Here is a 20,984-nt window from a genome sequence, read left to right as displayed (position 1 = left end):
AGTCCCCGGTCTTGGGATCCGCGAGTGCCAAACTCTGGCTGCCGCCGCTAGGATGATCTGCACCTGAAAAGGTTTCCCGGCTTGAGCCAGACTGTTTTCGGTCTCGGTAGGGCCTCGGAGCGAGGAGCGACCAAGACATTCGCGCTTGGGCGCCCAACGCTATGGACCCTCGCAATGATGACCTTGCGCAACCGTCGTCACGGCAAAGCGAAAACGGCAAGCCTCTGTAATCATTACATTTTTATCGAAAATTGGACGTGAGTGAAATGCGCTGCGGCCAGCCTTAAGTTGGTTTGGTCGTTCTGCGGCCGGTTTTAAGTTGGGACCGCTAAGTTGGCAAAATCGCCATACTGAGGAAATTCAACGCCCTAGCCAGCCGGTGTTAGGTTGGCCCCACATATCGATATCAGGTCGGTGCCTAGCATCGGGAGGGCCGCAGTCCCGGACGGTGTTGCGGCGCAGACCGTTGCCTAAACAGCTTAACGCGTGGATTCCTGCACAGACTTGGCGATCTCAAGGGGGGAACATGCACAAGCGTTGGAATGGTGCAGCCTGCGTCGTGGCCCTATTCGTGGGAACAATCGCGCGCCCGGCCCTGGCGCAGCCGGAGCCGACGCGTCTGGCGGCCGCGCCGGCATTGCCCGACCAAAAGGCCGCAGAGGCGCTAAAGACCCTGATCGACGAGCACTGGACCTGGTGGCTGAAGGGCGCGCCGGTGCAGGCCACGCTGCTGGGCGTGCGCGACTACGATGACCGGCTGGATGATCCGTCGCTGGCCTTTGCCGATCGCCGGGCCGCCGAGGCTGGCGTCATTCTCCAGCGGCTGGCCTCAATTCCCGACGCCGGCCTGTCCCAGGCCGACCGTGTGAACAAGGCGATCCTGCATCGCATGCTCAGCGAGCAGGTCGAGGGCAACGGGTTCGGCCAGCGCACCATGCTGTTCTCCAGCATCGGGAGCTGGCACCAGCTCTTCGCCTCACTGCCCGACATGCTGCCATTCTTCACCAAGGGCGACTACGACAGCTATCTGAAGCGGCTGGATCTCTATTCGGCCTACAACGCCGCCTCGATCGCCACCGTGCGGGACGGGCTGGCCAAGGGCTACGTCCAGCCGTGCGCGCCGATGAAGGCGTTCGGCGCGACGATCACGGCGACCATCGCGAGGGACCCCGAAGCCTCGACATTCTTCAAGCCGTTCAAGAAGACGCGACCGCAGTCGATTTCAGAAGCCGACTGGGCCTCCATGCAGGCGCGGGCCAAGGCCAGCATCGCCGGCACGGTCAATCCCGCCTACCAGGCCTTTTCCGACTTCTATGAGAAGGAGTACGCGCCCCGGTGCCGCAAGGACGTGGCGGCCAGCGGCCTGCCCCAGGGACCGGCCTGGTACGCCTACCAGGTGCGCGTCATGACCACGACGACGAAGACGCCCGAGGAGATACACCAGCTGGGCCTTTCTGAAGTGGCACGCATCCGCGCCGAGATGGATGCGGTGGCGACCAGGAGCGGGATCGCTTCCGATCGCAAGGCCTTCATCGAAAAGCTCCGCACCGACCCGAAGTATTACGCCAAGACCCCGTCCGAGCTGATGCGCGAGGCGTCGTTCCTAGCCAAGACGATCGATGGCTGGATGCCCAAGCTCTTCGGAACCCTACCGCGCCTGCCCTATACCGTGCGAGAGATCCCGGCCGAGATCGCCGAAGGCAACACCACGGCCTACTACAACCCGGGTTTCGCCAGCACTGGGGCGCCCGGGGTCTATTTCGTCAATACGACACACCTGGACCAGCGCCCCCTTTATGAGATGCCGGCCCTGACGGTGCACGAGGCCGTGCCTGGGCATCACCACCAGATCGCGCTGCAGCAGGAACTGGACCTTCCGGAATTCCGCAAGAACGCGGCCTTCTTCACGGCCTTCGTCGAGGGCTGGGGCCTCTATTCGGAGCGGCTCGGCATCGAGATGGGCCTGTACAACACGCCCGAGAAGGACATGGGTCGACTGTCCTACGAGATGTGGCGCGCCTGCCGGCTGGTGGTCGACACCGGCGTCCACGCCAAGGGCTGGACGCGCGATCAGGCGATCGCCTTCATGCTGGAGAACACGGCTCTGTCGCGCACCAATATCGAGGTCGAGGTCGACCGCTACATCACCTGGCCCGGCCAAGCGCTGGCCTACAAGGTGGGTGAACTGAAAATCCGCGAACTGCGGACGCGGGCCGAAACGACCCTGGGCAACAGGTTCGATCTGCGCGGCTTTCACGACGTAGTGCTGAAGAACGGCTCGGTACCGCTCAACGTGCTGGAAGCTCAGATTGACGCCTGGATCGCGATGCAGAGCGCGACTCCAGGACGTCCCTAGCATCCTGCTCTGTTGGCGTTGGCGGCAACACACGCCTGTCGCTGACGTCCGCGATGCGAGCCTCATGGCCAAGGGTCGAAGGTCCGATCTAGAGCGAGAGCCTGATTTCCGACCCCGACCCATGACCGACGGGCGACAGAATCGCCCTCTCGTAGAGGGAGGCGTTCGAGCGCCCCCCCTTACCGGTCGTGGCCAAGGGCAGCTTTCGCGGCGGCGCTGCGCCATGAGCGGCCGTTGGAGCAGCTCCAGACTCCCGACCGATCGGCACAAAACCTAGTCGGTGCCACTCGAAGCCAAAAATCGAACCCGGCCGGTTCGTGTGAGGACGCCCGATCGAGCTTTTGGATTTCTGGGCCAGCTACCGCCGGTTGGATGGCTGCCGCGCTCGATCGCCGTCAGCCCGTCGCTCTGACACACTGTTGAGCGATCGATCCTTGCCCAATGGCGGAGACCACGTCTCCGAGGCGATCGGCGCTGGGGCGGACTGGACATCGGGACCCGAAGGAACCCGGTTCCGCCTGTCCCTACCTGTGACAAGATCGCTCAGCTCAAGCCGATCGGGATTGCCTTGCCTGGTGGCTCCCTAAGCTGATGCGTCCACAAAGGTGAGAAAGTGCCTTTTGGGTCGGCTAAACGGGTCGTTCGTTCACTAGCCGCCCTGATCCACTGTGGGGAGCCAGACCCGCACGAGACGGCGCTACACCGATTGAGCGCCTTAAATGGGACTCAGGCAGTCGGACCGGTGGGCGCTCACTGGAAGGCCATGCCGGGCTTGACGCCGAGCTTCTTGAAGATCATCGCGGCCGGGCAAAAGCCTGTGAAGGCCGCCTGGATCATGTTTAGGCCCGCAAAGATCGACAGGCCGATCCACCAGGGGTGAACAAACTGGGCCAGGCCGACGCCCAGCAAAACGACAAGGCCGGCAAAGGCCAGAACCATACGGTCGATGGTCATGATCAACCTCCTTCAGAGGCCGGGGCCTTGGCCCGGGCCAGGGCCTGGTGCGTCCAGGCGACGATCTGGGCGGTACTCATCAGTCCGGTAGACCGGGCGATGACGGCACCGTCGCGATAGAGCAGCAGGGCCGGAATACCCGAGACACCCAGCGCCCCAGCGGCCTGCGGCTCGGCTTCGGAATTGAGCTTCAGCAGCCGCACATCCGGTTCGAGCCGGGCGGCCGCGCCGGCAAAATGAGGGGCCATCGACCGGCAGGGTCCGCACCACGGTGCCCAGACATCGACGAGCACGGCGACGCCCCGGCTCTTGCTCGCATGAGCCGCCAGTTGCGCCCCGCTGACCTCGGTCGGACCACCCGCGAACAGGCGCTCTCCGCAGCGGCCGCACTTAGCTGCCAGGGCGTTCCGGCTTTCGGGCGCGCGATTAGTCGCGCCGCAGGCGGGACAAACAAGCTGCCGCATCGCGGTACTTTCCCCTTCAGGGCTTGATCTTGTGGATGCCCATGACGTCCAGGGCGAGCTTCTCGTAGAAGGGTTCGCTCTCGCCGCGCTTGACCTTGGCCAGGAAGTATTTTTCGAACCCGACCTTGGCCAGATGGACCCACTTGCCGCTCGCCGACCAGTTGACGTTGCGCGGCGGGATCTGCGGCTGGGCAATGAAGACCACGCCGCCGTCGCCGAAATCGGCCAGGCAGATGGCGTTCCAGGTCGCCTCATGGGTGGCGGGCTGGCCACTGAGGATCTCTTTGAAGTTCTGGGCGATGGCCGTGACCATGCTCTCGATCATGAAGCCGGTCTTGGGCACACCCACAGGCACCGGCGTCTTGCCGGTCGGGGCGATGGCAACGCACACTCCCAAGCCCATGACATTGGGATAGGTCGGATTGCGCTGGTGCTTGTCGATCAGGATGAACCCGCGTGGATTGGTCAGGCCCTCGACACCGCGCACGGCGGCCACCCCCCGGAAGGCCGGCAGCATCATCGAATAGGAAAACGGCAGATCGTGGGTCGCCTTGACCGCGCCGTCGTCGGCGATCTCCTCGACATGCATCATCCCGGCCTCGACCGAGGCGACCTTGGCGCTGGTGATCCACTTGATGTGGCGCTGGCGCATTTCGCTTTCCAGCAGCCCCTTGGTGTCGCCAACCCCGTCCAGGCCCAGATGACCGATATAGGGCTCGGAGGTCACGAAGGTCATCGGCACACGGTCGCGCACCTTGCGGCGGCGCAATTCGGTGTCGAGGATCAGGGCAAATTCATAGGCCGGGCCAAAGCAGGAGGCACCCTGCACCGCACCGACCACGATCGGGCCTGGATTTTCGACGAAGCGATCGAAAGCGGACGCCGCCGTCTCGGCGTGATCGACGTGGCAGATCGACTGGGTGAAGCCGGCATGCGGGCCAAGGCCCGGGATCTCGTCAAAGGCCAGCTCCGGACCGGTGGCGATCACCAGATAGTCGTAGTCCAGCAACACGCTGTCGGTCAGCTCCAGCTGATTGCGTTCGGGCATGACCCTTGCCGCACCCACGCCCCGAAAGGCGATGCCCTTCTTCCTGAACACGGGCGGCAGTTTGACCTCGATGGCCTCGCGCTTGCGCCAGTGAACGGCGACCCACGGGTTTGAGGGCACAAAGTGGAAGGTGTCGCCCTGGGAGACCACCTCGACCACTGCTCTTTCGCCAACTGCCTGCTTGATCTCAAAGGCGGCGATGGCACCGCCCAGTCCGGCACCCAGAATGACGATGCGTGGCCTGGTCATGATCCCGTTCCTTTAACACCGCAGTCTGAGGCCGACGCTGGGCGCTTTTCCGGCAACCGACTTTGATCAGGATCACATTGCGCCCGACCCGTCGGGCTAGCGTCATCCTGCGAAGACTTGACTGTATATAAGAAAAATAGCATATAAGCAATTATGAATTTTAAGCTCCGCGTCTTCGTGCCCCTCGGCGGGCGCCGGCGCGCCCTTCAAGGAGACCCGATAATGTTTGGATCCCCCAAGACACGCGACCTCACTGCACAACAGGTGAAGGCCGCCCTCGACGCCCAGGAAATCATGCTCGTCGATGTGCGCGAACTGGCCGAGTTCGAGGCCGAACGCATCCCCGGCGCGGTCAATGTTCCGCTGTCGACCTTTGACCCCAAAGCCCTGCCGGACGCTGGCGAAAGGGCCGTAGTATTCAGCTGCGGTTCGGGCAAGCGCTCGGCCACCGCTGTCGGCCACTGCCAGAAGGCCGGCCACGCGCTGGATACCCACCTGACCGGCGGCATCATGGCCTGGAAAGCCGCCGGTTTGCCCACCGTTCGATAGACGTCGCAGACATCATCTGGAGGGGACGCCATGTCGGCGCGGCCATATCTGCTCAGCGCCTTGGGTGCAGCCCTGCTGCTCAGCGCCTGCGACCAGCCCAAGATCGTCACTGAGCCGCCAGCCAAGACGGCACCAGCGGCTGATCGACTGACGGTCAGGGCCCAGGTCGTGGCCGACATGAAGCCTGTTCCAGCCACCCTGACCACGCGCGACATGGCCGAGGCAAGGGCACGGATCTCCGGAACCTTGGTGGCGCTCAGCGTCAAGGAAGGGGATGTCGTCCGCCAGGGCCAGCGGATCGGCCAGGTCAGGGATGATCGGCTGACCCTGCAGACTGGTGCGCTCGACGCCCAGGCGGCCGCGGCCGCGGCCGAGTCGACCCGCGCCCAGGCCGATCTGACGCGAACCCGCTACCTGTTCTCGCAAGGGATCTATGCCCAGGCCCGGCTGGACCAGATCGAGGCCCAGGCCAAGGCTGCCACCGCCAATCTGGCGGCGGCCCGCGCCCAACGCGAAGCCAGCGCCGAGTTGGGCACCCAGGGCGCGATCCTGGCACCGGCCTCTGGCCGGGTCCTGCTGGCAAATGTTCCGGTCGGCTCGGTGGTGATGCCCGGGCAGTCGATCGCCAGGATCACCGCCGGCCCGCTGGTGGTCCGCATCGAACTGCCGGAAAGCCAGGCCCAAGCCCTCAAGGTCGGCGACATCGTCGATCTGGCCGCAGAGGACCTTCGCGGAGTCGCCGCCCGCGGAACCCTCACCCAGATCTATCCGTCGATCACGGGCGGCCAGGTCACCGCCGATGTCGCCGCCCCCAACCTGCCCGGCGATTTGATCGGCCAGCGCGTACGTGCCGCCGTAAAGATCGGCGAGCGTCAGGCGATTATCATTCCCCGACGCTATGTCGTCACCCGGTTCGGCGTCGACTACGCCCGTTTGGTCGGTGCCAACGGGGTGATCTCAGAAGCCCCGATTCAGGCTCGCGCGAGCGCCACGGCCGACACGGTTGAGGTCCTGTCGGGCTTGCGTCCAGGCGACATCCTGACCCCGGCGGAGGCCGGCCGATGAATCTGGGGCTGTCGGGACGCCTGACCAGAGCGTCGATCCAGTCGCCGCTGACGCCGTTGGTCCTGCTGGCGGCCATCGCTGTAGGCCTGCTGGCCCTGGTCTCGATCCCCCGCGAGGAGGAACCGCAGATCAGCGTGCCCATGGTCGACATCATGGTCGCCGCGCCGGGCCTGCGTGCGCCCGACGCCATTGAGCTGGTCGGCAAGCCGCTGGAGACCATCGTCAAGAGCGTCGCCGAGGTCGAGCACGTCTATACCTTCGCTGACGACAATCAGGTGATGGTCACGGCCCGCTTCAAGGTCGGGGTTGATCCCGACGCAGCGGCGGTGCGCATCCACGAGAAGATCCGCGCCAATTACGACCGCATTCCGGCCGGCATCGCTGAGCCCCTGATCCAGACCCGGGGTATTAATGACGTGCCCAGCCTGGTTCTGACCCTGGCACCCAAGCCAGGCGCGCAGGGCCAGTGGACCGACCAGGCGCTGTATCAGTTGGCAGGCAAGCTGCGCACCGAGGTCGCGAAGGTCGATGATGTGGGCCTGACCTTCATTGTCGGCGGCCGCCCCGAGGAAATCCGCGTCGCCCCGGATCCCGCGCGCCTGGCCCAGCATGGCGTGTCACTCGCCGTCCTGATGGATACCGTCCGCCAGGCCACCCGCGCCTTTCCCGCCGGGCAGATCCGCGGCGACGGTCGGGCGGTCGAAGTCACGGCCGGTCGGAGCCTGACCAGCGCCGTCGATATCGGCCTGCTGGCCCTGCCTTCAGCCAGCGGCCAAGCGGTTTATGTGCGCGATGTCGCCGATGTGGCCCAGGGGCCGCGCGAGGATCAGGCCCGCGCCTGGCGCTATGCCCGTGCCGACGGCGTCTGGAGCCAGGCCCCCGCCGTCAGCCTGGCCATCGCCAAGCGCAAGGGGGCCAATGCCGTCGTCGTCTCACAGGCCGTTCTGGCCCGTGTCGAGGCCCTGAAGGGCTCCCTCCTGCCACTAGGCCTGGATGTGGCCGTGACCCGCGACTATGGGGCCACGGCCAATGAAAAGGCCAACGAACTTCTCTTCCATCTGGGCCTGGCCACCCTGTCAATCGTAGTGCTGATCGGTCTGGCCATCGGCTGGCGCGAGGCGGCGGTCACCGCCGTGGTCATTCCAACCACGATCCTGCTGACCCTCTTCGCCTCCAACCTGATGGGCTACACGATCAATCGGGTCAGCCTGTTTGCCCTGATCTTCTCGATCGGCATCCTGGTCGACGACGCCATCGTCATGATCGAGAACATCGCCCGCCACTGGGCCATGAGCGACGGCCGAAGCCGGATCGACGCGGCGGTCGACGCTGTGGCCGAGGTGGGCAATCCCACCGTAGTCGCCACACTGACCGTGGTTTCGGCCCTGCTGCCCATGCTGTTTGTCTCGGGCCTGATGGGTCCCTACATGGCCCCGATCCCGGTCAATGCCTCCGCAGCGATGGTGTTTTCGTTCTTCGTCGCCGTGGTCATCGCCCCCTGGCTGATGGTCCGCTTCGCCCGCAAGACCTTGACGACCGGCGGGCATGGTCATGACGGCGAGGGCAAGCTGGGCGCGCTCTATCGCCGCGTCGCCAGCCAGGTGATCGCCACCCGCAAAAGCGCCTGGACCTTCCTGATCGGCGTGGGCTTGGCCACCCTACTGGCCGGTGCCATGTTCGCCACCAAGACTGTGACCGTCAAACTGCTGCCTTTCGACAACAAGTCCGAGTTGCAGGTTGTTCTGGACATGCCGGAGGGAACCTCGCTGGAGGGCACCGCCCGGGCGCTGTCCGACGCGGCGGTCATCACCCGCACCCTGCCCGAGGTGACAGCAATAGACGCCTACGCAGGGACCGCCTCGCCGTTCAATTTCAACGGCCTGGTGCGCCACTACTATCTGCGCAACCGCCCCGACCAGGGCGACCTGTCGGTGTCGCTGGCCGAAAAGGGCGAGCGCAAGCGCTCCAGCCACAGTGTGGCCCTGGACCTGCGCGAACGGCTAGCCAGGGTGGCCCTGCCGGCCGGCGCGTCGATCAAAGTGGTCGAGGCCCCTCCCGGACCGCCGGTCATGGCCACCCTGCTGGCCGAGATCTATGGCCCCGACGCAACGACCCGACGCGCCGTGGCCGAGCGGGTCAAGGGCGCCTTCAAATCCGTGCCCTACATTGTCGACATCGATGACAGCTATGGTCAGGCCCGACCCGGCCTGCGCCTTGTTCCCGACCGTGACCGCCTGGAAGCCCTGAAGGTCGATGACCGTCAGGTGCTGGACTCGATCGCCGCGGCCTTCGGCGGACAGGTCGTGGGCTACGCCCATCGCGGCGAGGGTCGCGATCCGCTGGAGATCTCGGTGCGTCTGCCGCAGTCGGCGCGCAGTTGGGACGAGGGCCTGGCGGCCCTGCCTGTAGCCCAGATCCAGGGCGGTCGGCTGGTGGCGTTGGGCGAGGTGGTCACCGCCACACGGGAGGCCGGCTCGACCCACATCTTCCGCCGCGACGGTCGCGACGTCGACATGATCATGGCCGAACTGGCCGGTGCCTATGAGGCCCCGATCTACGGCATGATGGCAGTCGACAAGGCGATCAAGGCCGCCGACTGGGGCGATCTTCCCAAGCCCGACATCCGTATGAACGGCCAGCCAACCGACGAGCGTAAACCAACCCTGCTATGGGACGGCGAATGGGAGATCACCTGGGTGACCTTCCGCGACATGGGCGCAGCCTTCGGCGTGGCGATCCTGGGTATCTATGTGCTGGTCGTCGCCCAGTTCAAAAGCTTCCGCCTGCCGCTGGTGATCCTCACGCCGATCCCCCTGACCCTGGTGGGTATCGTCATCGGCCACATCCTGTTTCGAGCCCCCTTCACCGCCACCTCGATGATCGGCTTCATCGCCCTGGCAGGGATCATCGTGCGCAACTCGATCCTGCTGGTCGACTTCATCCGTCACAGCCAGACCGGTGACCGGCCTCTGCGCGAGGTACTGCTGGAGGCCGGGGCCATCCGCTTCAAGCCGATCGTGCTCACGGCCCTGGCCGCCATGATCGGCGCGGCCGTGATCCTGTTCGACCCCATTTTTCAGGGCCTGGCGATTTCGCTTCTGTTTGGTCTCGCCTCGTCGACGGTGCTGACCGTGCTTGTCATCCCGGCCATCTACATCGTCCTGCGCGATGACGGTGTGGAAGAACCTCCGAGGTCTTCGGTCTGAGCGTTTCCAAACCCCACAGCCGGTGCTCGTCGCAAGGTTCCGACCTCACGGATAAACCGCTGCGACAACAGGGCCCGCTCGCACAAGCTTGAACCTTAATTCGTATCTTCTACATTAGGCATATGACCAAGGCTGCTTTCTCCAAACTGACGGACGATGTTCAGGAGCTGGCCGCCAGTGCCCAGTCTGCGGCTCGACTTCTCAAGCTCCTGGCGAGCGAGCAGCGACTGCTGATCCTCTGCCGCCTGATCGACGGCGAGGCATCGGTCGGTGATCTGGCGATCCATGTCGGCCTGGCTCAGTCAGCGACCTCGCAACATCTGGCCAAGATGCGGGCTGAGGGCCTGGTTGCGACCCGCCGCGAGGCCCAAACGATTTTCTATCGGCTTGCCGATCCGGCTGCGGTCCGCGTGCTGGAAACCCTTTGCGAAGTCTATCGCGGCAAGACCCTGACCCGCTAGGGCTTCAGCGCCCAGATCGATGGTGAGAAAGACCTGATCAATGGGGTGATCGGCTGACCAGGTTCGAAGCGGAGACGCAGTGCCAGGGCGTCGGCCAGGGTCAGAAACAGCAGAGCGAAGGAAGCCAGATCTGCATTGGCTCTTAGCCGTCCAGCGGCCTGATGGCGTTCGAGGACGGCGACGAGAGCTGCGTGCAGCTCAAGCTCGTCTTGCTGAAGCACGGCAGCGACGCGGGCGTTGCGACAGGCCTCGGCCGCAACCTCAGTCACCAAGTCGACATAGCCCGGCTCCATCGCCGCACCGATGAAACTCACCAACAGGGCCTCCAGTCCTGCCAGAGGATCATCGGCCGCGCCGAGCGCTGCGATCTCGGCCAGGAGAGGCGCACGATCGATCGTGGCTGCCGCCGCGATCAGCGCGGCCTTGTCATCATAGTAGCGATAGAGGAGGCCCATGCTGACACCGGCCTCGCGCGCCACATCCTGCATACTGGCCCCGTGAAACCCCTTGGCCAAAAACACGCGCGCGGCGGCCATAGCGATTTCGGATGAGCGACGACGTTGCAGGTCGGGGTCAGCGGTGCGCAAAGCGGCCTCCATTCAATGAGCGAGCGCTCACTTTCCATTGACACGGCAAAATCATACAGTCAAAGAGTGAGCGATCATTCATTTTATGGTGCCTCATGGAGATCATCGGACTTTTCGAAATGCTCGCCGGAGCGCTCTCAGCCGCGATCCTGATCATGCTGCCGATCGAGATTTGGCGGCAGCGCAGGACCTTGAACCTCGCGGCCTGGAAGGAGATGGCCGCCAGCTCTGGCGTCCTCCTGCCCGCCTTGGCCGCGAGCGGATTGGTTCTCGGCTTCATCACGGCCCTGTTTGGCATTGCGGACGCGCTTACACCCTGGCGCATTCCAACAACCTGGTGGAGCGCCCCGCTCTGTCTGTTGCTCGTTGATTTCTTGTTCTACTGGGATCACCGGGTGGCTCACCGCGTTCGTGCCCTATGGGCGGTCGCTCATTCTGTGCACCATTCGTCACCCCGTTTTGACCAGACGACCGGATTGCGGGTGTCCTTCGTCGACGGTTTTACCTCGCCCTGGTTCTATCTGCCTGCCGTTCTGATCGGCTTTGACCCCCTGCTCGTCGGGGCGGCCTTCGGCGTGATGTTGTCCTACCAGCAATGGCTTCACACAGAGACCATCGGCCGCCTGGGCTGGTTCGACCAGGTCTTCAACTCGCCCGCCAATCACCGTGTCCATCATGGCTCCCAGGAAATCTACCTGGACAAGAATTACGGCGGCATCCTGATCCTCTGGGATCGCCTGTTTGGCACTTGGGAACCGGAGCGGGAGCAGCCTGTCTATGGCCTGACGACCCCCATAAGCTCCAGTCATCTGTGGACAGTACATACTGCGGAAGCGCGGTCCTTATGGCTGGACCTCAAGGCTGCCCGCTCGTGGGGAGACCGCATGCGCCTGATCATTGCCCCGCCGGGCACGGTGGTACCATGAGGGTGTCGTCGCTGACTCTGTTCGGTCCAGAGCGCCGCCGGATCTTTGCAGCCTACGGGCTGCTGACCATCGAGGAAATCTCGTTACTGGCATTGCCCGCCCTGATCGGCGTGACGATCGATCGTCTGCTTTCCGGAGACCAGACCGGGCTCCTGCTGCTGGCCTGCGGAGCGGGCGCGATCCTGGTGTCTGGGGCCCTGAGGCGCTTCTTCGATACGAGGGTTTTCTCTGCAGCGGAACAGCGACTATCGCAGACAGTAATGTCCAGTGCTGACTCTCCGGGCGTCCAGGTCGGACGACTTCGACAGGTCTACGAGGTGGTTCAAACCTATGAACGCAGCGTGCCTGAAGGGTTCTCGGCTATCATTGCAGGCGTCGGCTCCCTCACCATTTCAGCCTGGTACGACTGGCGTGTCGGATTGGCAGGGCTTGTTGTGGCCGCCACCCTTGTCGCTATGGACCGCCTCTATTCCGGCAAGGTTGAGAGGCTTAACGCCGCCTTGAATGGCCGGACAGAGCGCGATTTTGCAGTCCTGAGCCGCGGCAGCCCGCGTGGCCTGCACACCCATCTGACCCGCCGGCGAAAGCTGCAGGTGGCGCGATCGGATGCCGAGATCGCGATCTATCTGATGAACTGGATCGTGTTGCTCGCGCTGATCATCGCTACGCTCGCTCTAATTGCCGCGCCCGAGGCCAAACCCGGGGCGGTCTTCGCCCAGTTGTCGTACATTCTCGCATTTGCGGAGAGCTGGAACCGATGGCCTGCGCTGACGGAGCGATTGTCTCACGCAAGCGACGTGGCGCGCCGGCTGAAAGGCAATGTCCAGACTGACGTGTGACTGCTGGATGGTTGAGCGCTGGCGGGTACCTTGTCAGCGCCTCAACTGGGGCTCTGTCGGCCTCCTCAGGAACACCGACGACAACGGAGTCTTCCAAAGGTCGGCCATCAGCCATTCAGTCGGCATAAGACGGATCTGGTTTGCGTTGAGGCCCCCTGGCTTTGTTCAGCCAGAGCTGTCGACAGACCTGCCAGCCCGCCATCGATGGGGCCTATCCCAGACCGATGATGAGCGACGTCACTGAAACTGGTCGCAGTTGATGGCGTGATTGACAGGGGATGCCTATTCAGAAACTCAGCCAATCCTTGAGCCTGCCTGCATTGCGGCGCGAAACTTCCAGCCGCTTGCCGTCGAGCATGGTGACCTCAAAGCCCTCGCTAATCGATTCCTCGATGCTGCGGATGGCCTGCAGATTTACCAGGTACTGACGACTGGCTCGAAAGAAAACGGTTCTCGGCAGCCGCTCTTCGAGCTGGTTCATCGATTTTTTGACGTAGGCATTTCTGACTGCGCCACCAGCGTCATCTGTAAAAAATGCCCGGACATAGTTTTTACAGCTCTCAATGTAGAAAATTGAGCTCAAAGCGACCAGGTAGCAATGGTCGCCATCCTTGATGAAGATCTTGCTGCTGATGTCCAGCGTCGGCTTGACGTCGACCCCACCAGCCTCTGTCTCGGACTCACCGGACAGCTTGGCCAGGGCCTGTGCAAGCCGCAGCGGACTGATTGGCTTGAGCAAATAGTCGACCGTATTGAAATCGAAGGAGCGGATCGCGTGTTCAGAGTAGGCTGTGGTGAAGACGATGCGAGGCGTATAGTCGAGCCGCTCGAGCAGAGCGAAACCGTCTTCTCTAGGCATATGAATGTCGAGAAAGAGCAGATCGGGGCGCAGTTGCTCGATCAGCGCCAGGGCAATTTCTGCGTTTTCGGCCTGACCCAGCACGTCAACTTGGTCGCTAAAAGCGGCCAACATACGCATCAAACCCTCGCGAGCGAGGCGCGAATCCTCAATCACCAGCGCCCGTAACCTTGGCTTCACGAAACAAACTCCTTGGGCATATTCAGCTCGACGTGAAAGCACCCTGCAGTCTGTTGAGTTCTGATTGTCGCGCGATCGCCGTACAAAAGGCGCAGGCGGTGCTCAATATTCGGAAGGCCCAAGCCGAGGCCCGGCTTTATGTTGGCCGGTGCGCGCGGAATGGCATTGACGACCGTGAACGTCAGGCTGTCGCCGCGATCCTCACCCTCAAGGCTAATCATCCCTCCCTGGGGCAAATGGTCGAGACCATGCTTGATCGCGTTCTCCAGCAGGAGTTGCAGAACCATTGGCGGCAGAAGACAGCTGCTCATTGAGGCCGGCACACTAAGTCTGAAGTCCAGCCTGTCCTCCATTTGCGTCCGCATGATGGAGATAAAGGCCTCGATGACCGCTAATTCCTGGGTCAGCTTGACCTTGCCCTGCTGGCTGCTTTCGAGCGAGTAGCGCAGCAGTTCGGACAGGGCCACGATCATGGCGTCGGCGCGACTGCCATCTTCGTGGATCATGAAGCGGATGTTGTTCAATGTGTTGAACAGGAAATGGGGGTTGAGCTGGTTTGACAGACTGCTCAGCTGCGCGGCTTTCAGGCTCATCTGCAGACGCAGGTTTTTCAGCTCGCCCTCACGGGCACGCTGCGCGGCTGCGGCGCTGACATAGACGAAGGCCCAGGCACCGATGAAGAGTTGTGCCTGTAGACCGTTGCCGAGGATGTTGCGGGCCAGAAAGTCCAGGCTGTTGAATTCAGCCCGGCTGGCGCTGATCTGCTGCCAGAAGAAGGGCATTACCATGGCCGCCACTGTGGCCATCACGGCAAACCCGCTGAGGCTGCCATAGCCGATGACGACGGGAACCAATCGCCCCATCGGCAGATCGGCCCAGCGGCGGTGGAGGTACAGCCAGCGAAAGCCCAGCACTGCAATCGTGTAGGCAGGCATCCAGGCCAGGGTGGAGGCCAGGTTGTTCGCATCGAGGCGGCCAAACAGCAGGATACTGAGCAGTGTGACCATGACGACAAACGTCATGGCCGCACCGTGGTAGATCCAGAACTGCCCTTCGCGGGGGAAAAACTTCATCTTGGGAGCAGAGTTGTGACCGCACTGGGATGCAAGCGGATTATGGGGCTCACCACAGGCGCACGCGCTCAACGATGGGTTTGAACATCGTGTCCCCGGCATGTGTGCCGAAGGCTTCATGAAAGCCGTCGATGTTTTGCGCTGCACCGTTGGCCCGGAATTCCGGCGGTGAATGGGGGTCCGAGACCAACAGTTGCAGGGTGCGTTCATCGCGTCGTTTGACGCGCCAGCTTTGTGCGAAGCTCAGAAAGAAGCGCTGCTCCCCAGTGTAGCCATCGACGACCGGAGCCGGCTTGCCGTGCAGGCTGGTTTGGTAGGCCTTGAAGGCAATCTGCAGGCCGACCAGATCGGCCATGTTCTCAGGCAGGGTCAGTTGGCCATTCACGGTCTTGCCCGGCAGCGCTTCAAACCCGTTGAACTGCTTCGCAAGCTTGGTGCCGAGCGCCGCAAAGGTCTGGCGGTCGGTCTCACTCCACCACTGCCTCATCACCCCGTCGCCGTCGAACTGGGACCCCATATTGTCGAAGCCATGGCTGATCTCGTGACCGATGGTGGCGCCGATTGCGCCGTAATTGACCGCGTCATCGGCCTGCATGTCGAACAGAGGCGCTTGCAGAATGCCGGCCGTCAGAACGATCTCGTTGCCCATGGGGTCATAGAAGGCATTCACCTCCAGCGGCGACATGGCCCAGGCCTTGCGATCCATGGGCTTACCGGCCGCAGCCGCCTTGATCGCCCAATCGAACCGCTTGGCGCGTTGCTGGTTGCCGAAGGCGTCGCCGGCGCGCACGTCCAGTGCGGCATAGTCACGCCAGCTGTCAGGGTGACCGATCTTGGCCTTGTACTTGGAAAGCTTGTCCAGGGCGGCCGCCTTGGTGGACGCTTCCATCCAACTGTTGTCCGCCATCAGCTGCTGATAGGCGGCCAACACATTGTTGAAAATGGCCCCGACCTTCTGTTTGTGCGCGGCCGGAAAGTGACGCGCCACATATTGCTGGGCCAGGGCCTCATTGAGTGCCCAGGTGACCTGTTCGAGCGCGCGCTCGGCCCGCGGTGCCTCGACCTGCGCCCCGGTGATGGCCTTGCCATGGAACTCGAAGTGGGCGGCGCGAAACTCGGCCGGCAAGACCTGTGCGGCCGCATCCAGGCTGCGAAGGGTGAAATAGGCCTTCCAGTCGGACAATGGCAGATCGGCAAAGAGCTTGGCGGTCGCGATGGCGGTGTTCAGTTGCGTCACGGTGACCTTGTCGCCGCGGGAGATCTTGGCAGCAGCCAGAAAAGCCTCCCAGGCGAAGCCGGGGGCTTTGGCCATCAGCTCTTCGGCGGTCAGGGGATTGTACATCCTGGCCGGATCCCGGGCTTCGCTCACGGGAGTGTGCGCTTGAGCCAGACGTGTTTCCAGGTCCAGGACGCGTTGCGCCATCTCATCGGGCAGGGCTTGGCCGGAGAGCTGGGCCAGCCGCGTGAGATAGGTGAGGTAAGCGGCACGAGCCTTGCCGAATTGAGCATCATCCAGCTTGAGATAGTAGTCGCGGTCCGGCAGCCCCAGGCCGCCCTGCCAGGCCATTACGCGGTTCAGGCCGGGATCCATGAAGTCGGCAAAGCCGCCCCAGAGCCAGATTGGCGTTTCAACCTGCCCTTGGGCACCCCCGACCCAGGTCGCGAGTTGCTGCGAAGTCTCGATAGCGGCGATGTCAGCCAACAAGGGCTTGATGGGCGCGAGGCCGGCCTTCTCGATCGCGACGGCGTCCAGATAGGCGGCGTAATAGTCGCCGATTTTCTGTCCGCTGGAACCGCTCGCCTGTGGCTTGACCGCCAAGTCGCGAACGATGGCGCGGATCCGTTGATCGACGACCGCAGGCATATTGGTGCCGAGTAGCTCGGCCCTGTCGGCGGGGATGGTGGCGGTCCGCATCCAGGTGCCGCTGCTGTGGCGATACAGATCATCTTGGGCCCGAACAGTTTTGTCGAACCCCGGCAGGTCCAAACCGGACCGGGCCTGGGCGGCCTGTGTGGACTGAGCGAAGCCACAAACCGGCAGAACCAGGACAAGGCAGCTCAGTTTGATGAGGGACATGCGTTTCATGGGGTGCCTTCGTGCCGAATGGGATGAGCGTCGTTCCTGCTGGGAACGGAGCGCCGCCAATGTCTCAACACGCGATCGGCTTTGGGCAAAAAGGTGCCGAACGGCGATTGGCGGGGATGAACGGTGCTTAGCCGCAACGACCGTTTTCATCGTGGCGACAGGCAGGCCAAAGCCAGGGCCGGTGCCTCCGGCCCAAGTGCGCCGCAAATGAGACCATCTTCAGTCGCTATCCGGGCCTGATCAGCCGCCTGTTGCCCCGGATTGCGATACAGCGACGGGTTGGGCCGAGCGTCCCGACCTGGAGAGGAAACGCCGGTCTGGCGACCTGAGGTTTCCACACCGGCCTGATCGCATCGACCCCAAGCGCGGACATCAAACATCGGGCACCGTCTCGCAGCAGAGTCGAATGCGACTTCACTGACGAGCCGAGACGCCGACCCTGCCCTATCTCGCGCTTTCCATCAGCATCACAGCTTCGACGGCGCGCCTCTATCGCACCCTTCTGGAGGCACGAGACTCCGGTTGGGCCACCGGCTGGAAGCTCCGATCAAGCTGCCAGAACTCGGCCTGGTCGCCGGCAGCAAGTGTGGCGCTCGGGCCCGCCAGGCGGCCCCGAGCGCCCTCGCCTCAGGAACCTCCGGGCGGACCACGGGAGCCTCAAGCAGGTTGGCCAGAGGCTACGGCATCCAGTCCGAGGCACTCATGCCACCATCCAAGCGCATGAGATCCTTCGCCGGCTTCGCTTCGGGCTAGCGATTGGCCAGTCGCAGGACAGGCAGCCACAGGTGGATCCAGAGCAGGGCCAGCAAATAGGCGCAGGCGGCCATCAGGAAGAGGGGCATGTAGCCTACGCCATTGGTCAACAGAATGCCGGCCAGCTGGAGGACCCCCATACCGGCCAGATTGCCACTCAGGGCCCCAAGACTGGTAATGGTCCCGACGCGCTTGGCCGGAATGACGTCGGTGATGATGCCGAACACGTTGACCGAGAATCCCTGGTGCGCCGCCAGGGTCAGGCCCAGCAGGCCGACCGCGAGCCAGTAGCTCTTGACGAAAAGCACCAGCGGCACCGGCACGACCAGCAGGGCGCAGACCAGCATGACGGTCTTGCGAGCCCGGTTGACGGACCATCCCGACGCAATGAGTTGGCCAACGACCGCCCCGCCGATCAGCGAGCCGGAAGCCGCCATCAGATAGATGATGGCCAGGGGGACGGCGAACTCCTTGATGGACAGGCCAAACACCCGGTGGAGGAGGTCCGGCGTCCAGAACAGCAGGAACCACCAGACCTGATCGAAGAGCGCCTTGGCCCCCATGATCGCCCAGGTCGCACGGTCCCTGAAGACTTCGCTCCACTTGACCTTGGCCGGTGCCACAGCCTTGTCAGGCTCGGGTGCATTGAGCGCTGCGGCGTTCCAGGCCCCGCTCAGGAACCAGACAGCGACCCAGACAAGCCCCAGTCCGCCGACAATCGTAAAAGTATGCCGCCAGCCGACGGCCGCCGCCAGGAACGGAACAAACAGCGGGGTGACCACGGCACCCAGATTCCCCGCCGCATTGAGGATGCCGATGGCAAGCGACCGTGACTTGGCTTCGAAAGCTGTTGCGATGGTCTTGATGCCGACAGGCGTACCCAGCGCTTCAGTCGCGCCGAGCGCCACCCGTGCCAGGGTGAACTGACCAACCGTGTGGGCAAAGGCATGAGCCATAGCCGCCAGGCTCCAGGACCCGACCGCGAAGGGATTGGCGAACTTCAGTCCGACCCGGTCGATGAACCAGCCCGCGAACATGTAGGCGACCGCCGCCGACAGCTGGAACATGGCCGCCAGGTGACCGTAGTCGGCGTCCGTCCAGTGCAGTTCCTCCTGCAGCATCGGCTTCAGGATCGCGATGATCTGGCGGTCAGCATAGTTGAGGATGCTCGCCACGATCAGCATGAAGAGCAGGAACCTGCGGTCGATCTTGAACATCGTCGGGAGCCTCAGAGCGTACGCAGGGATTGGAAAAGGGAGTCGTGGTCGCCGCCGGGACGATAGAACACCGGCGGTTGGCCGAAGGGGGCGCTGATCTCGATGTCCTGGCCGCCGGCGAAAGAATCCCCTGACCAAACATGGGTCCAGTCGGCGCCGGAAGGCAGATACACGGTGCGCGAACTGACGCCCGCCTCAAGAACCGGGGCGACCAGAAGGTCGCGACCGAACAGATACTGGGTCTGCTCGGCATAGGTTCGGGCGTCGTCCTCGTGATGCAGGAAGAGCGGCCGCTGCAAGGGCAGTCCAGCCCCCGAAGCTTCGGTGGCGAGGAAGCGGATGTAGGGGGCCAGGTGCCGGTAGATCCGGGTCATCCGCGCAAAGTGGGCCAGAACTTCAGGGTCCTGATCCAGCTGAAGGTTCTGGTCCGGCCGGTTGCCCTCATGCGAGCGCATCACGGCCGTGAAGGCAGCCATTTCGCTCCAGCGCATCAGGAGCTCGGCCGTGCGGACATTGCCGAACAGGCTTGTGTATCCGCCGATGTCGCTGTGGTGGTACGCGTTGCCCAAGAGCCCGGATGACAGGGCCGCACAGACGACGGTTCCGATGCCGTCATGGCGGGTGAAGTCCACGGACTGATCCCCCGCCCAGAGCAGTGGGCAGTAGCGCTGAACCCCGGTGTAGCCGGCCCGCATGAAGAACAGGGCCTCGCCGGTCTTGCCACGGCTTGCGACGGCATCCGCATTGACCTTGGCCCAGATGGTCGGCCAGGCATTGTGCATCAGCATGCCATCGACGCCGTTAGCCAGGCGCACATCGGTGGGAAGGTACTCGCCAAAGTCCGCCATCCATCCGGACAGGCCGAAGTCCAGCATTTCACCGCCGATTATGGTGTCGGCGAACCAGTGGGCGGCATCTGGATTGGTGAAATCGACGACGCCGCAATCGAACTCGCCGAAATCGACGAGATAGGTCGCATCGCTGTCCTGTCGCTTGGCCAGATAGCCGGCCTGTTCCGCGACCGGAAACAGCGACCCGTCCACGCAGAGATAGGGATTGACGTAACCCAGGAACCGGATGCCCTGCCCGGCAAGCTCGGTGATCTTCTGGTCCAGGCCGGGATAGCGCTCGGCATTCCACTTCCAGTCCCAGAACAGGCGCTTGCCGAACGAAGTGATCCTCAGTCCGACCCAGTCCTCACACCAGAGGCCCGAAATGGCGGCTCCGGAGGCGACAAAGGCCTGAAGGCGATCAAAGCTTTCTGAGCCTTGCTTGAGCCCGACAATGGCTCCGTTCAGAACCCAGTCCGGCAACGGCGGCTGGCGACCGAACCGGTCCGAAAGGACTCCAACCAGATCGATGAATGTATCGCACGCAAAGAGCTCGATGGCGTCCGGAACGGCCCAGACCTCGATCTCGTGGAAGTCGGCATGCCTGAAATCAAAGGCTGAATAGGCCGTGGTCTCAACATGCAGCGCATAACGCCGGGAGGAAAGGAAGGTCGGCTGCGGATAGTTGGTGTGAAAATAGTCGCCGCCGGCACCGGCCTGGTCCGCCATCCAGGTTAGTTGGGTCGACTTGTCACGCCCGACGCCCGGTTCGGAGGTCCACAAAGGGAAATGCCGGCCGCGCATGTCGAAATAGGACATCTGCTCGCCGCCACCCCAGACGTGTTCGTCCTTCGTGGCAGCAACCCTTAGCCAAAGCCGGTTGATCGAGTCGGATGCGGCCTGAAACGTCAGGTGGCCTTCCTCGCGAACGGCCATCAACAGTTCAGTCGGGGCACCTTCCGATACGGCGAACCGGACCTGAACATCGCCATCGTCCTGGGACAGAGTCGCCGAACGAAGCGGGATCCGTTCACTGACATAGTCGGAGATCGCGAAGTTGCCGCGTTGCATCTGAACGTCTGCTTCACCCCGGCCGATGAACAGGCATGGGTGTGCAGAGGAATGACGAAGCACCGTGCGGCCAGCGGCCTGGATCTCGAAACCGTCCGCGAGGGCGATGACCTTCAGCACGTCTGAACTCCGGACGAAGTCTCGCTGCGGCGGGCGGAGCGATGGGCGTTTCAGTCAAAAAACCGGGCCCGGCGGGGAGAAGGAAATGCCG

Annotated in this window: 16 protein-coding genes; 7 read left to right on the top strand and 9 right to left on the bottom strand. The window is 63.3% G+C overall.

Going from position 1 to position 20,984, the window contains the following annotated elements; translation table 11 throughout:
• Positions 1–526 precede the first annotated feature (526 nt).
• The gene (locus AQ619_RS06995) at positions 527–2,356 is read left to right on the top strand and encodes a DUF885 domain-containing protein (protein WP_084745821.1); all 1,830 of its coding nucleotides are present in this window, start codon (positions 527–529) and stop codon (positions 2,354–2,356) included.
• Between the two features lie 750 nt (positions 2,357–3,106).
• Here AQ619_RS06995 and AQ619_RS06990 read toward each other — a convergent pair.
• Genes AQ619_RS06990 through AQ619_RS06980 form a run of 3 tightly spaced genes read right to left on the bottom strand, consistent with a single transcriptional unit; the run spans position 3,107 to position 5,071 of the window.
• The gene (locus tag AQ619_RS06990; RefSeq protein WP_062145806.1) at positions 3,107–3,310 is read right to left on the bottom strand and encodes a YgaP family membrane protein; all 204 of its coding nucleotides are present in this window, start codon (positions 3,308–3,310) and stop codon (positions 3,107–3,109) included.
• Between the two features lie 2 nt (positions 3,311–3,312).
• Positions 3,313–3,774, bottom strand: coding sequence for a thioredoxin domain-containing protein (locus AQ619_RS06985; protein ID WP_062145804.1), 462 nt, complete (start codon positions 3,772–3,774; stop codon positions 3,313–3,315).
• A 16-nt stretch (positions 3,775–3,790) separates the two neighbouring features.
• Positions 3,791–5,071 carry an NAD(P)/FAD-dependent oxidoreductase gene (locus tag AQ619_RS06980; protein WP_062145802.1) on the bottom strand — a complete coding sequence of 427 codons (1,281 nt, stop codon included), beginning with the start codon at positions 5,069–5,071 and terminating at the stop codon, positions 3,791–3,793.
• A gap of 222 nt (positions 5,072–5,293) precedes the next feature.
• Here AQ619_RS06980 and AQ619_RS06975 point away from each other — a divergent pair, with 222 nt between their 5' ends.
• The 4 genes from AQ619_RS06975 (at position 5,294) to AQ619_RS06960 (ending at position 10,352) form a co-directional block, all read left to right on the top strand.
• Positions 5,294–5,620 carry a rhodanese-like domain-containing protein gene (locus AQ619_RS06975; RefSeq protein WP_062145800.1) on the top strand — a complete coding sequence of 109 codons (327 nt, stop codon included), beginning with the start codon at positions 5,294–5,296 and terminating at the stop codon, positions 5,618–5,620.
• Positions 5,621–5,650: 30 nt separating this feature from the next.
• Positions 5,651–6,685 carry an efflux RND transporter periplasmic adaptor subunit gene (locus AQ619_RS06970; protein ID WP_062145798.1) on the top strand — a complete coding sequence of 345 codons (1,035 nt, stop codon included), beginning with the start codon at positions 5,651–5,653 and terminating at the stop codon, positions 6,683–6,685.
• Positions 6,682–9,891, top strand: a complete 3,210-nt coding sequence (locus AQ619_RS06965) for an efflux RND transporter permease subunit (RefSeq protein WP_062145795.1) — start codon at positions 6,682–6,684, stop codon at positions 9,889–9,891. Before AQ619_RS06970 ends, AQ619_RS06965 begins: the two co-directional genes overlap by 4 nt.
• Before the next feature lie 122 nt (positions 9,892–10,013).
• Positions 10,014–10,352, top strand: coding sequence for an ArsR/SmtB family transcription factor (locus tag AQ619_RS06960; RefSeq protein ID WP_062145793.1), 339 nt, complete (start codon positions 10,014–10,016; stop codon positions 10,350–10,352).
• Here the strand turns inward: AQ619_RS06960 and AQ619_RS06955 are convergent.
• Positions 10,349–10,939, bottom strand: a complete 591-nt coding sequence (locus tag AQ619_RS06955; protein ID WP_166504173.1) for a TetR/AcrR family transcriptional regulator — start codon at positions 10,937–10,939, stop codon at positions 10,349–10,351. The two genes, AQ619_RS06960 and AQ619_RS06955, sit on opposite strands and share 4 nt — an antisense overlap.
• A 95-nt stretch (positions 10,940–11,034) precedes the next feature.
• On the opposite strand from AQ619_RS06955, the gene AQ619_RS06950 reads away from it, so the two are divergent.
• Complete coding sequence (locus AQ619_RS06950; RefSeq protein WP_062145789.1) at positions 11,035–11,865, top strand: sterol desaturase family protein; 831 nt, start codon at positions 11,035–11,037, stop codon at positions 11,863–11,865.
• A 2-nt stretch (positions 11,866–11,867) separates the two neighbouring features.
• Positions 11,868–12,704: an ABC transporter six-transmembrane domain-containing protein gene (locus AQ619_RS06945; protein WP_166504171.1), complete on the top strand. Its 837-nt coding sequence runs from the start codon at positions 11,868–11,870 to the stop codon at positions 12,702–12,704.
• A 286-nt stretch (positions 12,705–12,990) separates the two neighbouring features.
• Here AQ619_RS06945 and AQ619_RS06940 read toward each other — a convergent pair whose 3' ends face one another.
• The 5 genes from AQ619_RS06940 to AQ619_RS06920 form a co-directional block, all read right to left on the bottom strand.
• The gene (locus AQ619_RS06940; RefSeq protein ID WP_207205019.1) at positions 12,991–13,743 is read right to left on the bottom strand and encodes a LytR/AlgR family response regulator transcription factor; all 753 of its coding nucleotides are present in this window, start codon (positions 13,741–13,743) and stop codon (positions 12,991–12,993) included.
• Positions 13,740–14,816 carry a sensor histidine kinase gene (locus AQ619_RS06935; RefSeq protein ID WP_062145783.1) on the bottom strand — a complete coding sequence of 359 codons (1,077 nt, stop codon included), beginning with the start codon at positions 14,814–14,816 and terminating at the stop codon, positions 13,740–13,742. Before AQ619_RS06935 ends, AQ619_RS06940 begins: the two co-directional genes overlap by 4 nt.
• A 49-nt stretch (positions 14,817–14,865) precedes the next feature.
• Positions 14,866–16,893 carry a M13 family metallopeptidase gene (locus tag AQ619_RS06930; protein WP_166504170.1) on the bottom strand — a complete coding sequence of 676 codons (2,028 nt, stop codon included), beginning with the start codon at positions 16,891–16,893 and terminating at the stop codon, positions 14,866–14,868.
• A 758-nt stretch (positions 16,894–17,651) separates the two neighbouring features.
• Entirely contained in the window at positions 17,652–18,872 is a 1,221-nt protein-coding gene (locus AQ619_RS06925; RefSeq protein ID WP_062145779.1) for an MFS transporter, read from the bottom strand.
• An 11-nt stretch (positions 18,873–18,883) separates the two neighbouring features.
• On the bottom strand, positions 18,884–20,893 hold the full coding sequence (locus tag AQ619_RS06920) for an alpha-glucosidase (RefSeq protein WP_207205018.1): 2,010 nt from the start codon (positions 20,891–20,893) through the stop codon (positions 18,884–18,886).
• Between the last annotated feature and the right edge of the window lie 91 nt (positions 20,894–20,984).

Origin of the sequence: Caulobacter henricii (assembly GCF_001414055.1) — a bacterium.
Taxonomy (GTDB): Bacteria; Pseudomonadota; Alphaproteobacteria; order Caulobacterales; family Caulobacteraceae; genus Caulobacter; species Caulobacter henricii.
Note: the sequence above shows the minus strand (reverse complement) of the source record. Positions and strands in the feature narration are given on the sequence as shown.

What these genes read in the sequence shown, in the direction of transcription:
- AQ619_RS06995 (WP_084745821.1), top strand. Translation starts at nt 527, where the DNA reads ATGCACAAGCGTTGGAATGGTGCAGCCTGCGTCGTGGCCCTATTCGTG.
- AQ619_RS06990 (WP_062145806.1), bottom strand. Translation starts at nt 3,310, where the DNA reads ATGACCATCGACCGTATGGTTCTGGCCTTTGCCGGCCTTGTCGTTTTG.
- AQ619_RS06985 (WP_062145804.1), bottom strand. Translation starts at nt 3,774, where the DNA reads ATGCGGCAGCTTGTTTGTCCCGCCTGCGGCGCGACTAATCGCGCGCCC.
- AQ619_RS06980 (WP_062145802.1), bottom strand. Translation starts at nt 5,071, where the DNA reads ATGACCAGGCCACGCATCGTCATTCTGGGTGCCGGACTGGGCGGTGCC.
- AQ619_RS06975 (WP_062145800.1), top strand. Translation starts at nt 5,294, where the DNA reads ATGTTTGGATCCCCCAAGACACGCGACCTCACTGCACAACAGGTGAAG.
- AQ619_RS06970 (WP_062145798.1), top strand. Translation starts at nt 5,651, where the DNA reads ATGTCGGCGCGGCCATATCTGCTCAGCGCCTTGGGTGCAGCCCTGCTG.
- AQ619_RS06965 (WP_062145795.1), top strand. Translation starts at nt 6,682, where the DNA reads ATGAATCTGGGGCTGTCGGGACGCCTGACCAGAGCGTCGATCCAGTCG.
- AQ619_RS06960 (WP_062145793.1), top strand. Translation starts at nt 10,014, where the DNA reads ATGACCAAGGCTGCTTTCTCCAAACTGACGGACGATGTTCAGGAGCTG.
- AQ619_RS06950 (WP_062145789.1), top strand. Translation starts at nt 11,035, where the DNA reads ATGGAGATCATCGGACTTTTCGAAATGCTCGCCGGAGCGCTCTCAGCC.
- AQ619_RS06935 (WP_062145783.1), bottom strand. Translation starts at nt 14,816, where the DNA reads ATGAAGTTTTTCCCCCGCGAAGGGCAGTTCTGGATCTACCACGGTGCG.
- AQ619_RS06930 (WP_166504170.1), bottom strand. Translation starts at nt 16,893, where the DNA reads ATGTCCCTCATCAAACTGAGCTGCCTTGTCCTGGTTCTGCCGGTTTGT.
- AQ619_RS06925 (WP_062145779.1), bottom strand. Translation starts at nt 18,872, where the DNA reads ATGTTCAAGATCGACCGCAGGTTCCTGCTCTTCATGCTGATCGTGGCG.